The organism is Methylobacterium sp. B4 (genome assembly GCF_003201865.1).
Classification (GTDB): Bacteria; Pseudomonadota; Alphaproteobacteria; order Rhizobiales; family Beijerinckiaceae; genus Methylobacterium.
In genome coordinates, this window is the sequence record NZ_QJJJ01000002.1 from 155,320 (window position 1) to 167,920 (window position 12,601).

Here is a 12,601-nt window from a genome sequence, read left to right on the forward strand (position 1 = left end):
CGAAAAGCGGTGCGGCGGGGCTCAGGCGGTCAGCCCGCCGACGAGGCTCGGCACGTCGATCGGCCGGAAGCCGTAATGCTCCAGCCAGCGCACGTCCGCCTCGAAGAAGGGGCGCAGGTCCGGCATGCCGTATTTGAGCATGGCGAGCCGGTCGATGCCCATGCCGAAGGCGAAGCCCTGGACCTGATCCGGGTCGAGGCCGCCGCTGCGCAGCACGTTCGGGTGGACCATGCCGCAGCCGAGGATTTCCAGCCAGTCTTTGCCCTCGCCGAAGCGCAGTTCGCCGCCCTTGCGCGAGCACTGGATATCGACCTCGGCCGAGGGCTCCGTGAACGGGAAGAACGAGGGGCGGAAGCGCATCGTCACGGCCTCGACCTCGAAGAAGGCGCGGCAGAACGATTCGAGCACCCATTTGAGATTGGCGATGTTGGCCGAGCGGTCGATCACGAGCCCTTCGACCTGATGGAACATCGGGGTGTGGGTCTGGTCGGAATCGTGCCGGTAGGTGCGGCCGGGCATGATCACGCGGATCGGCGGCTGCCCCGCGCGCATGGTGCGCACCTGAACCGGCGAGGTGTGGGTGCGCAGCAGCTTGCGACGCCCGAGATGGTCGGGGCGTAGGAAGAACGTGTCATGCATCTCCCGCGCCGGGTGGCCTTCGGGGAAGTTGAGCGCGGTGAAGTTCAGCTCGTCCGTCTCGATGTCGGGCCCTTCGGCCACCGAGAAGCCGAGATCGGCGAAGATCGCGGTGATCTCCTCGATGACTTGGCTGATCGGGTGGATGCGGCCGCGGACTTCCGGCGCCTCGCGCAGGGGAAGCGTCACGTCGATGCGCTCGGCGGAGAGCCGGGCGTCGAGGGCGGCTTCCGTCAGCGCCTCGCGCTTGGCGAGGATCGCGCCCTGCACCCGGTCGCGCAGGCCGTTGATGAGGGGGCCGCGCTCGCGACGCTCGTCGGGCGTCATCGCGCCCAGCGTCTTGAGGAGCTCCGAGACGCTGCCCTTCTTGCCGAGGGCCGCCACGCGCAGGGCTTCGAGGCTCGCCTCGTCCCCGGCCCGCTCGATCTGCCCGAGGAGGTCGCGTTCGAGAGCGTCGAGATCCATCACCGCTGTCCTTACGATCGTCCGAGTGCTGCGTCCGGGGCTGCTGTTGCGCGTCGCCGGGCCACGCGCAAGCGCCGCGGCGCATCGGCGCCGGGACTCCGGGAGAAGTCCGCGCCCGGAAAACAAGAAGGCGCGGCGCTTGCCGCGCCGCGCCTTGTCTAAGGGTCGTTCCGCCTCTCGGCGGCGCGGTCAGGCGGCCTTCGGCAGGGCCGACTTCGCCTTCTCGACGACGGCGGCGAAGGCAGCCGGCTCGTGGATGGCGAGTTCGGACAGGGCCTTGCGGTCCACCTGGATGCCGGACTTGGCCAGCGCATTGATGAAGCGGGAATAGGTCAGGCCGTGCTCGCGCACCGCCGCGTTGAGCCGCTGGATCCAGAGAGCGCGGAAAGTGCGCTTCTTGTTCTTGCGGTCGCGGTAGGCGTACTGCAGACCCTTCTCCACCGCCTGCTTGGCGATGCGGATCGTATTCTTGCGGCGGCCGTAATAGCCCTTGGCGGCCTTCAGAACCTTCTTGTGCTTCGCGTGACTGGTCACGCCGCGTTTTACGCGAGCCATGGGAGATCTCCTGGAGTTCTAGAAAACAGATTCGACTGACGGAGGAAAAACTTACCGCTGGTTTGGCAGGAAGTACTTCTTCACGTTGGCGGCATCGCCCTCGAACAGGGTCGTGGTGCCGCGCAGGTTGCGGATCTGCTTCGTGGTCCGCTTGATCATCCCGTGGCGCTTGCCAGCCTGGGCGTACATCACCTTGCCGGTGCCGGTGATCTTGAAGCGCTTCTTGGCGCCGGATTTGGTCTTCAGCTTGGGCATTTGGCTCTCCTGACGCGACAGCGGATCGGCCGGTGAGCCGGGGCTTCGCGCGTGAATGCTGCTGGAGCAACGGGAACCGCCACGGCAGCCCTAATCGGCCGGGCGGTTCGACGCGGGCGGCTTATGGCAGAAACCGCCCGCCGTTTCAATCGATGGATCGAACGGCACGATTTTCGCGGCGCCCGGCGATGGGTGGCGCGGCGGACTGCATCGAAAACGGGCATCGGAAGCCGGATGGCCAGGCAAGTGATGAATCACACTTGCGCCGATTCGCGGCGTTTTCCGCACGAACATTGTGGAAAGCCGGCATTCGGTGGGCTTGCCAAGATTTCCGCTCGCCCCAGCGAGGTGAGCGGAACCATAAACCTTGGCTGTCGGTTTCGTTCATGTCCCGCTCAGGCCGCACCCCCCATTCATCGCCCCAACATCCTTTTCCCGGTCACAGGAGACGTCTTCGTGCGCATTGCCCAGGTTGCTCCGCTCGCGGAAGCCGTACCCCCGAAGTTTTATGGCGGCACCGAGCGCGTGGTGTCGTGGATCACCGAAGAGCTGGTCCGCCAGGGCCATGACGTGACGCTGTTCGCGAGCGGCGATTCCCAGACGTCGGCCAAGCTCGCCGCCTGCCATCCCGAGGGTCTGCGCCTTCTCGGCTACCGCGACCATACCGCGGGCCACCTCGCCATGCTGCACCACGTGCATCGCCGGGCGCACGAGTTCGACGTGATCCACTTCCACATCGATCTCTTGCAGTATCCGATGTTCGAAGATCTGTATCACAAGTGCCTGACGACCATGCACGGCCGCCTGGACGTGCCGGACTTCATGCCGGTCTACAACACGTTCACGGGCATGCCGCTGGTCTCGATCTCCGACAACCAGCGCGAGCCGATGCCGGAAAATTCCAACTGGCTGGCCACGATCCATCACGGCCTGCCCAAGGAGAACTGCCCCTATTATCCGGAGGCCAAGGGCGGCTACCTCGCCTTCCTCGGCCGCATCTCGCCCGAGAAGCGCCCCGACCGCGCGATCGAGATGGCGATCCGCTCCGGCACACCGCTGAAGATCGCCGCCAAGGTCGACAAGGCGGACCAGGAATACTGGGACGAGAAGATCGAGCCGATGATCCACCACCCGCTGGTGGAGTATATCGGCGAGATCAACGAAGAGCAGAAGAAGGACTTCCTCGGCAACGCCCTGGCGCTCGCCTTCCCGATCGATTGGCCGGAGCCCTTCGGCCTCGTGATGATCGAGGCGATGTCGGCCGGCACCCCGGTGATCGCCTTCGGCAACGGCTCCGTGCCGGAGGTCATCAAGGACGGCGTCTCGGGCTACATCGTCAACTCGTTGGACGAGGCGGTCGAGGCTTGCCGCAAGGTCAAGGATCTGCCGCGCGCCGGCGTCCGCAGCCACTTCGAGGGCCGCTTCACCGCCGAGGTGATGGTCCGCAAGTACGTGGCGGCCTACGAGCAGCTGCTGGCCGGCCGGGGAAACGTGCTGAAGATGCCGTCCGCCGGCGCCTTCTCGCCCCAGTACGGTGAGCTGAACGGTGCGTCGCACGCGCCGATCCACGTCGCGGCGATGCCGGCCTGAGCCGGGTCCGGGCTCAAGGGAAACTGTCCCCGGCCCCTCGCCGGGGCCGGGAGAGCGCCTAACTGAACGGGTCCGACAGGGGCCGCCGGTCGCTTCGAGCCGACCGGCGGCCCTCGATTTGCGAGCCCGGCCACGGGCTCCCCTCGGATCAACGGCACAAAGGCGCTTCGCATGGCGGCACAGGACGACGCAGCCCACATCCACGCCGATACGACCGAAGGACGGGCGGGCAAGGCCGGCCCGGGGATCGGCTTCCAGGACGCGGACGAGAGCCTGCCGCAATATCATATCGAGGCACAGGCCTCGCTGGTGGAGCGCCCCCTGCGCTCCCTGAAATACGGCGAGGCCTTCGCCGTGCTCGACAGCTACGGCGATATCGGCTGGTATCCGGGGCCGGAGGGCCTCTATTTCCAGGACACGCGCTACCTCTCGCGCCTCGCCCTCACCATCGAGGACGAGCGGCCGATGATGCTGTCCTCGGCGATCCAGGACGACAACGGGGCACTCAGCGTCGATCTGACCACGCCCGACATCCGGCTCGATGCGGGCGACGAGACCGCGATCCCCCGCGAACTGATTGCCCTCGAGCGCACCAAGTTCCTGTTCAAGGGGACCTGCTACGACCGGATCGGCCTGCGCAACTACGACACCCGGCGGCGGCGGCTGCGCATCGGCGTCACCTTCGACGCCGATTACCGCGACCTGTTCGAGGTTCGCGGCTCGGATCGCACGAACCGGGGCAAGCGCACCGTCGAGCGGCGCAGCGAGACGGAGGTGCAGTTCCGCTACGCCGGCCTCGACGAGATCGTGCGCACCACCTCCCTGCATTTCGGGCCCAAGCCCCACACGCTCGAACCGGGCAAGGCCGAGTTCGTGGTCGAGCTGGAGCCGGGGACCCAGACCTCCCTCTTCATCCGCGTCGTCTGCCAGTCGCACCGGGCCTATACCAGCGCGCCCGGTCCCGAGCGGGCGGGCGAATCCGCGGCGGCGGCGCTCTCGCGGGCGGCGGGCAGCCTCGCCGAGCAGCCGGATCGCCGCCTGAGCGAGGGGCGCATCTTCGCCCGCGCCTACCGCGACAACCGGCGCGACCAGCGCCAGATCACGGCGGGCATCACCACGATCATCTCCTCGAACGATCAGTTCAACGAGGGGCTCTGCCGGGCCACCGCCGACCTCTACATGCTGGCGACCCGGACGCAGGAGGGCATCTACCCCTTCGCGGGCATCCCCTGGTACTCCACGGTGTTCGGACGCGACGGCATCATCACGGCGATGATGGCGCTCTGGATCGACCCGAACTTCGGCAAGGGCGTGCTGCGCTTCCTCGCGGCGACGCAGGCCAAGGCCGTCGATCCGGCCGCCGACGCCCAGCCCGGAAAGGTTCTCCACGAGACCCGCCGCGGCGAGATGGCGATGCTCGGCGAGGTGCCCTTCCGGCACTATTACGGCACCATCGACGGCACGCCGCTCTTCGTGATGCTGGCGGCGCAGTATCACGAGGTCACGGGCGATCTCGGCACGATCCGGGCGATCTGGCCGCAGCTCAAGCTCGCGCTGGAATGGATCGACACCTACGGCGACCGCGACGGCGACGGCTTCGTGGAATATGCCCGCGAGACCGAGCAGGGCCTGGCCAACCAGGGCTGGAAGGACAGCCACGACTCGATCTTCCACGCCGACGGCGCCATGGCCAAGGGGCCGATCGCGCTGTGCGAGGTGCAGGGCTACGTCTACGCGGCCAAGCGCGGCGCGGCGCGGCTCGCAAGCCTGCTCGGGGAGGACGACCTCTCGGTCCGGCTCTCGGCCGCCGCCAACACCCTGCGGGAGAACTTCGACAAGGCGTTCTGGTGCGAGGAGATCGGCACCTACGCGCTCGCGCTCGACGGCCAGAAGCGGCAATGCGCGGTGCGCTCCTCCAACACCGGCCATGCCCTGTTCACGGACATCGCCTTGCCGGAGCGGGCGCCCCTCGTGGCGGCGCAACTGCTGTCGACCGACGGCTTCAACGGCTGGGGCATCCGCACCATCGCCAAGGGCGAGGCGCGCTACAATCCGATGTCCTACCACAACGGCTCGATCTGGCCGCACGACAATGCGCTCTGCGCCCTGGGGCTCGCCCGCTACGGCCTCAAGGACGAGGCGGCGCGGGTGTTCGAGGGCATGTTCGACACGAGCCTCTACTACGACCAGAAGCGGCTGCCCGAACTGTTCTGCGGCTTCATGCGGCGGCGCCAGCGCGGCCCCGTCAGCTATCCCGTCGCCTGCTCGCCGCAGGCCTGGGCGGCAGCGGCGCCCTTCGCCTTCCTGGCGGCCTGCCTCGGGCTCGAACTCGACCACGCCCGCAACCGGATCCGCTTCCGCAACCCGGTCCTGCCGCGCTTCCTCGAAGCGGTGGAGCTGTTCAACCTCAAGCTCGGGGACTCACGGGCCGACATCCGCCTGCACCGCCACGGTCACGACGTGACGGTCGCGGTGAGCCGGCGTGTCGGCGACGTGCAGATCTCGATGCTGAAGTAGGTTTTGCTAGCAGCCGGTCCGTCTCGGACGACGAGGCTGGATGCGATGTCGGCGCCACGGCCCGGCAGCGGCGCGATCCTGGATTGCTTCGCCCCGCGATGACGGCGTGGGTTCACCCTCTCCGTCATTGCGAGGCGAAGCCGAAGCAATCCAGAGCACGACGCTGCCGGACGCGGCGTCTGAAAGGTCCGAGCCTGCGCGCCGGCCCCATCGGCGCGGGTCGCGAAAACGAAAAATGCGCCGCCCCCGCAAGGGGACAGCGCATTGGGGGCAGACGCTCCGCGACGATGCGCGGATGAGGAGCCTTCTAGCGCGGCGCCAGGATCATGATCATCTGGCGGCCTTCGAGCATCGGCTCGCTCTCGACCTTGGCGATCTCGGCGGTCTCGACCTTGACGCGTTCCAGGAGGCGCAGGCCGATATCCTGGTGAGCCATCTCGCGGCCGCGGAAGCGGAGGGTCACCTTGACCTTGTCGCCTTCCTCAAAGAAGCGGTGCACGGCCTTCATCTTCACGTCGTAATCGTGCTTGTCGATGCCGGGGCGGAGCTTGATCTCCTTTACCTCGACCGTCTTCTGCCGCTTACGGGCCTCGTTCTGCTTCTTCTGTTCGTTGAAGCGGAAGCGTCCGTAATCGAGGAACTTGCAGACGGGAGGCGACGAGTTCGGCGCGATTTCGACGAGATCGAGCCCGATCTCCTCAGCCATCGCCAGCGCGTCGAAGAAGGGCACGACACCCTTGTTCTGACCATCCTGGTCGATGAGCTGGACGTCGCGGACGCCGCGGATGTCCCGGTTTGCGCGCGGCCCGTCCTTCTGCGGGGCCGGCATGGCTCTCATTGGTCTGCGAATGGCTCAGTTCTCCTGTATCAACGACGAAACGGCAGCCTGAAGAGCCACCCCAACGAGCAAGCCCCGGCCACCGATCGATCCGGCGCGGCCGGACCTCACTAACTTGGCAAATCTTCTTGCGGAGTCAACTCGCGGGACTGATTTCGGTTCATCCCCGCCCCGTCCCGCCCCGATTCAGCAGCTCCGCGTAGACGCCGAGGGTTCCCGCGATCATCCGATCGAGGGAGAAGTTCGCTTCGACATGGGCTTGCGCCCGGCGGGCGAGGGCGTCGCGGGCGCTGGCCCTCAGGGAGAGCGCCTCCTTCAGCGCCTCGGCCAGGGCGGCGGCATCGCCGGGCGGCACCCGCCAGCCGGTGCGCTGGGCCAGATCGACATCGGGCGGCGCCAGCACCGTCTCGGGCACGGCGCCGAGATCGGAGACGACCACGGGGATGCCGAGCGCCTGCGCCTCCACCGCCGAGCGCCCGAAGGCCTCGGGCTCGACGGAGGGCACGGCGACCACGCAGGCCGCACGGAAGGCCGCCGGCATATCGCTGCAATGGCCGACCCGGCGCACGAGGCCGGCAAGGCCCCGGGCCTCGATCAGGGCGTCGAGTTCGCGCTCGTAGGCCGTGCGTCCCTGCGGATCGCCCGCGAGCACCACCGCGAAATCGGCGATCCCGAGATCGCGCAGGCGGGCGGCGGCCTCGATCAGCACGCGCTGGCCCTTCCAGGCGGTCAGCCGGGCGGCAAGCAGCACGACCCGCTCGTGGGGGGCCACGCCCCAGGCCCGGCGCAGGCTCTCGACCCGAGCGGGCGCGACCGCCGAGGGCGTGAAGGTCGAGAGATCCGTGCCCCGGTGGATCACGGTGATCCGCTCGCCCGCCTGTTCCGGATGCGCCCGGCGGATCAGTTCGGCGGTGTAGTGCGAGTTGGCGATCACCGCGTCGCCCCGCGCCATCACCGAATTGTAGAGAACCTTGACCGCCGTCCGGCCGGAATAGCTGCCGTGATAGGTCGTCACGAACGGGATCTTCAGCCGGCGCGCGGCACCGAGCGCCACCCAGGCCGGGGCGCGGGAGCGGGCGTGCAGGATCTGCACGCCCTCCTGGCGGCAGAGCCGGGCCAGGCGCTGGACGTTGAGCGCCATGACCAGCGGGTTCTTGGTGTTGGCGGGGAAGGGCACCCAGATTCCGCCCTTGGCCTGAAGCTCGCCGACGAGCCGGCCGCCCTCGGTGGCCACGAGCGGGCGGGCCCCGGCCTCGGCCAGGGCGGCGGCCACGTCGACGGTCGTGCGCTCGGCGCCCCCAGCCTCAAGGGCGGGGATGATCTGGAGCACCGTGACGCCCGCCAACGGCGAGACCTCGGACGACCGGACCGGGCCTCCGGACAGGCTGCCCCCGTTCATCGCGTCACCCGCGTCGGGACGGTCGCTCGAAACATGGTCATCGGGTAAGGATCGTCCCAGGCGCTTTACGGTTCGGTAAACGATGCGTCGTCGGCATGTTTCAGAATCGCGGAGCCCACGCGGACGTGAGCACTTCCGGGACTTTCTCGGGCGAATTGCCCGTCACCACCCTCACCGTCGGCGGCGCCTCGGCACCCCGCCGGATCGCCGTGCGCATCCGGGAGGGCGAGGGACCGCCCGTGGTCTGGCTCGGCGGTTTCCGCTCGGATATGCGCGCGACCAAGGCCGCCGCCCTGGATGCCTGGGCGGCGGAGCGGGGCCGGCGCATGGTGCGCTTCGATTATTCCGGGCACGGCGAATCGGACGGGCGCTTCGAGGACGGCACCATCTCCGACTGGCTCGCCGATGCCGCGACGGTGATCGAGCGCTACGCCGACGAGCGGCCGATCCTCGTCGGATCTTCCATGGGCGGATGGATCGCCTGCCTCGTCGCCCGCGAGCGGGCGCGGCGGGGCCAGAGCCTCGGCGGCATGGTGCTGATCGCCCCGGCCCTCGATTTCACGGAAGAGCTGATGTGGGCCTCGTTCCCGCTGGAGATCCGGCAGACCCTGGAGCGCGACGGCGTCTGGTATCGGCCCACGGACTACGCCCCGAAGCCGGACCCGATCCGCATGGCGCTGATCGAGGACGGGCGGCACCACCTCCTGCTGGGAGAGGCGCTGGAGCCGGGCTGCCCGGTCCACATCCTCCAAGGCATGGCCGATCCGGACGTACCCTACGGCCATGCCCTGCGCATCCTGGAGCGCCTGCCCGGGTCGGGCTCGATGCTGACGCTGATCAAGGATGGCGACCACCGCCTGTCCCGGCCCCAGGACATCGCGCTCCTGGTGCGGTCGGTCGAGGCGATGGCCTGACAGCAGCCCCCGCATATACGCGGGGGCAACGCCCTTGATGCCGCTTAGAGCTGCGCTTTCTTTCGACGAACCGGGGTCCACTTCGTCGGAAAGCGCACTAGTGCAGGCTCACCGGGAAGAGCTGGTGGGCCATCGCGTTCGCCACGGCGACCTCGCGGGAATCGGTGAGCAGGATCGGCGCCCCGCTCGCGGAGAGCAGCGCGAACAGGTCGAGGCCCGGGGTCATCTCGGGAGCCTGCGGGAACAGGCTGCGCACCTCGTCCGAGCGGATCGGCCGGACATAGGCGATGTGCCCCTCTCCGAGCGCGGCGAACTCGGCCGGATCGATGGCGGGCGTGGCGGTGGTGTCGATGGTCAGGTCGATCGTCGTGAGGTCGTTCATGGAATGCCCTCCTTCCGAGGCAGAGCGTTGAATCGGATATGGTCCCGCAGGTCGGCGGCGACAAATCCGGGTCGGGGGTGAGGTCTGGCGACGGATGACCGCAGCCTGCGATGCATCGCTGCGTCGGCTCAGGAGGCCCGGATCACGGATCCTTCGAGGCGATCGCGATCTTGCGCACGATGCGCTCCGGCTCCGGCCGGACCAGATCGATCGAGAGCAGGCCGTTCGACAGCTCCGCGCCCAGAACCTCCATGCCGTCGGCGAGGAGGAAGGCCCGCTGGAACTGCCGCGCCGCGATGCCGCGGTGCAGGAATTGGCGGGACTTGTCGTCGATCTGCCGGCCGCGCACGACGAGCTGACTCTCCTCGAGGGAAACGTCGAGCTGGTCCTGCGTAAAACCGGCCACCGCCAGCGTGATGCGCAAGCGATCGGGCTCGTTTTCGCTGCGGGCGATGCGTTCGATGTTGTAGGGCGGGTACCCGTCGTTGGCGGCCTTCGACACGCGGTCGAGGGCCTGCTCGATCTCGTCGAAGCCGAGCAGGAACGGGTGCCCGAACGGGGATGGCCGCGTCATCGTCGCTCAAACCTCCGGCGAGGCCCTGCGGGGACAAACCCCTTGCGGCACCTCGCGGTCTCGAGCCCGCCTCGCAGCAGCGCTCTTGAACGGGGATATGGAAAGCGGCCCCCCCGCGATCAAGATCGACGGTTCCCGGCGGCCCCGGTGCGACCGCATCCCCGTCGGTGCGCGCGCTCATCCGGCAAAATCATGGGACGATGTGGCAATTCACCCCGGGACGATCGGGAAAGAGTGGGGCCCGGGCAGCATCAGGTCCAATAGTTTGGAATTGCTCTGAAATTCTTATCAAACCTTGATTGCTCCCCCGATTGTCGGATAGCACGCCTTGAATCTTGAAAGATGCGCGGTGCCCCGGGAGCGCCGGGCGTCACCTTTGCCGTATCCGTGACATCAGCCGCAGCCGGACCTCGCGAAGGCTGTCCGGTGCCCGAGGAGGGCGCCCTGCGATCGGATCGCCCGCGGCGGGCAATCGGTACTTCTTCGGCCTTCGGGTCAGACGGCCCGCTCCGAATCCAACGGGGCGGCGCGAGAACGGGGAGACGGGATCGTCGTGATTCAGGAAGCCTGGGGAATGGGGCGCGCAGCGCTGGGACGGGACGGGATCGGAAGGCGCCTGCTCGCGGGCGCCGCACTCGCCGCCGCCCTGACCGCCCCGGTCCCGGCCGCGCTGGCGCAGGAGGGCGGCCCGACGGCCGCCAAGTCCGAAGCGACCCAATCCGACACGGTCAAGTCCGGTGCGCCGCCCCTGAAGATCGAGCTGAACCGCCTCGAGCCCGCGGGCGAGGCCTGCCGCACCTACATGCTCGTCGACAACAGCCGCGGCACCGCGCTGAAGTCGCTCAAGGTCGATCTCTTCGCCTTCGACACCGAGGGCGTCGCCCAGAAGCGCCTCGCGGTCGAGCTGGGACCGGTCCAGGAGAAGAAGACCGTGGTGCGGCTCTTCGACTTCCCCGGTCTCGCCTGCCCGAAGGTCGGCCGCCTGCTGCTGAACGACGTCCTGGCCTGCGAGGGCGGGGACGCCACCCGCGAGACCTGCCTGGAGCGGATCGAGCCCGCCACCAAGACTTCGGCCGCCTTCGATCGCTGAAGCCGGCCCGGCCGTCCCACCCGCTCCGGTTCGCCCGGGCGGTCCGGGACGGCGGACAGACCATGAGCCACGAGGAGTAACAGATGGATCCGACGTCCGTGCCCGCCGGGGCCGTCGCGCAAGCCCACGACATGTCGTTCCTCGGCCTGTTCCTTCAGGCCGACCCGATCGTGAAAGGCGTGATGATCCTTCTCGTGGTGGCCTCGCTCGCCTGCTGGACCGTGGTGTTCGAGAAGATGGTCCGGCTCGCCGCCGCCAAGCGCCAGGCCAAGGCCTTCGAGGCGATGGTCCGCTCCGAGGGCACCATCGACACGGGCCAGAAGGGCATCGCCGGCCACGTGGTCCGGGCGGGCCTCGACGCGTGGCGCGATCAGGACACCAGCGAGAGCCGGGCCGAGCGCCGCGAGCGGATCGAGCGCGCGATGAAGGGTGCGCTGGGCGTCGAGGTGAAGCGCCTCCAGGGCGGCCTGCCCCTGCTGGCGACCTCCGGCTCCACCGCCCCGTTCGTCGGCCTGTTCGGCACGGTCTGGGGCATCATGAACTCGTTCTCGTCCATCGCGAAGAGCCAGGACACCAGCCTCGCGGTGGTGGCGCCGGGCATCGCCGAGGCGTTGTTCGCCACCGCCATCGGCCTCGTCGTCGCGATCCCGGCGGTGATGGCCTACAACAAGCTTTCCGGCGACGTCGCCCGCATCCAGTCCGGCTTCGTCTCCTGCATCGCGGTGCTCGGCAACCGCCTCGCCCGCGACCGCGGACCCCACGCCCGCGCCGCGGCCGCCGAGTAGCGCCCGCACGACACCCGACCATCCCGAAACCTTTGAGGCGACGCCCGTCCGGTCCGGCGGGCCGCCGCCGACGCCCGGGAGGGCGACACCATGGCCATGGGAACCGCGCGTTCGGCGAGCGACGACGAGGACGGCCTCGACGCCACGCCGATGTCCGAGATCAACGTCACCCCGATGGTGGACGTGATGCTGGTGCTGCTCATCATCTTCATGGTGGCGGCCCCGCTCATGACCACGGGCGTGCCGGTGCAGCTGCCGAAGACGACCGCCGCCAAGGTGGCGCAGTCGCAGAAGCCGCTCGAAGTCTCCATCGACAAGGACGGCAACCCGTTCATCGCCAAGGACGGCTTCACGCCGGAGACGATCCTGCCGCGCCTGCGCCAGCTCAAGGCCGAGAACCCGGAACAGGTCGTGCTCGTGCGCGGCGACCGGGACGTGCCCTACGGCAGGATCATGGAGGTGATGGGCCTCGTCGGTCAGGCCGGCTTCACCAAGGTCTCGCTGATCGCCCAGTCCGCGGGCGGTGCCGCGCCCGCCGCCGGGGGCGCCAAGTAGCGCCATGGCCGCTCCCATGCCCGCCCCCAGGTCCGCACAGAAGCCG

Annotated in this window: 13 protein-coding genes; 6 read left to right on the forward strand and 7 right to left on the reverse strand. The window is 68.6% G+C overall.

Translation table 11 applies throughout. From position 1 onward, the window contains the following. Positions 1–21: 21 nt before the first annotated feature. The 3 genes from pheS to rpmI form a co-directional block, all read right to left on the reverse strand. Entirely contained in the window at positions 22–1,101 is a 1,080-nt protein-coding gene (pheS, locus tag BY998_RS04315; protein WP_181425423.1) for a phenylalanine--tRNA ligase subunit alpha, read from the reverse strand. Between the two features lie 189 nt (positions 1,102–1,290). After that, positions 1,291–1,656 (reverse strand): 50S ribosomal protein L20, encoded by a 366-nt coding sequence (gene rplT, locus BY998_RS04320; protein ID WP_110350399.1) that lies wholly within the window; start codon positions 1,654–1,656, stop codon positions 1,291–1,293. A 51-nt stretch (positions 1,657–1,707) separates the two neighbouring features. Then, on the reverse strand, positions 1,708–1,911 hold the full coding sequence (gene rpmI, locus BY998_RS04325) for a 50S ribosomal protein L35 (RefSeq protein ID WP_056244427.1): 204 nt from the start codon (positions 1,909–1,911) through the stop codon (positions 1,708–1,710). Positions 1,912–2,367: 456 nt separating this feature from the next. On the opposite strand from rpmI, the gene BY998_RS04330 reads away from it, so the two are divergent. Beyond that, a complete protein-coding gene (locus tag BY998_RS04330) occupies positions 2,368–3,501 on the forward strand; it encodes a glycosyltransferase family 4 protein (RefSeq protein ID WP_110350400.1) in 1,134 nt (377 codons plus the stop codon). Between the two features lie 171 nt (positions 3,502–3,672). Beyond that, positions 3,673–6,018, forward strand: coding sequence for a glycogen debranching N-terminal domain-containing protein (locus BY998_RS04335; protein WP_110350401.1), 2,346 nt, complete (start codon positions 3,673–3,675; stop codon positions 6,016–6,018). Positions 6,019–6,325: 307 nt separating this feature from the next. On the opposite strand, the gene infC is transcribed toward BY998_RS04335, so the two are convergent. Continuing rightward, complete coding sequence (gene infC / locus BY998_RS04340) at positions 6,326–6,847, reverse strand: translation initiation factor IF-3 (protein ID WP_245421477.1); 522 nt, start codon at positions 6,845–6,847, stop codon at positions 6,326–6,328. A gap of 169 nt (positions 6,848–7,016) precedes the next feature. After that, positions 7,017–8,255, reverse strand: coding sequence for a glycosyltransferase family 4 protein (locus tag BY998_RS04345; protein ID WP_110350403.1), 1,239 nt, complete (start codon positions 8,253–8,255; stop codon positions 7,017–7,019). A 95-nt stretch (positions 8,256–8,350) separates the two neighbouring features. On the opposite strand from BY998_RS04345, the gene BY998_RS04350 reads away from it, so the two are divergent. Further along, on the forward strand, positions 8,351–9,169 hold the full coding sequence (locus BY998_RS04350; RefSeq protein WP_110350404.1) for an alpha/beta hydrolase: 819 nt from the start codon (positions 8,351–8,353) through the stop codon (positions 9,167–9,169). A 97-nt stretch (positions 9,170–9,266) separates the two neighbouring features. On the opposite strand, the gene BY998_RS04355 is transcribed toward BY998_RS04350, so the two are convergent. Together BY998_RS04355 and BY998_RS04360 are read right to left on the reverse strand one after the other, a co-directional pair. Further along, positions 9,267–9,551, reverse strand: a complete 285-nt coding sequence (locus BY998_RS04355; RefSeq protein ID WP_110350405.1) for a DUF1150 domain-containing protein — start codon at positions 9,549–9,551, stop codon at positions 9,267–9,269. 142 nt (positions 9,552–9,693) lie between these two features. Then, positions 9,694–10,125: an Hsp20 family protein gene (locus BY998_RS04360; protein ID WP_110350406.1), complete on the reverse strand. Its 432-nt coding sequence runs from the start codon at positions 10,123–10,125 to the stop codon at positions 9,694–9,696. 574 nt (positions 10,126–10,699) lie between these two features. On the opposite strand from BY998_RS04360, the gene BY998_RS04365 reads away from it, so the two are divergent. The 3 genes from BY998_RS04365 (at position 10,700) to tolR (ending at position 12,555) form a co-directional block, all read left to right on the forward strand. Next, entirely contained in the window at positions 10,700–11,215 is a 516-nt protein-coding gene (locus BY998_RS04365) for a Tat pathway signal protein (protein WP_110350407.1), read from the forward strand. A gap of 83 nt (positions 11,216–11,298) precedes the next feature. After that, positions 11,299–12,000: a MotA/TolQ/ExbB proton channel family protein gene (locus tag BY998_RS04370; protein ID WP_110350408.1), complete on the forward strand. Its 702-nt coding sequence runs from the start codon at positions 11,299–11,301 to the stop codon at positions 11,998–12,000. A 90-nt stretch (positions 12,001–12,090) separates the two neighbouring features. Further along, positions 12,091–12,555 carry a protein TolR gene (gene tolR, locus BY998_RS04375; RefSeq protein ID WP_110350409.1) on the forward strand — a complete coding sequence of 155 codons (465 nt, stop codon included), beginning with the start codon at positions 12,091–12,093 and terminating at the stop codon, positions 12,553–12,555. Positions 12,556–12,601: the final 46 nt, after the last annotated feature.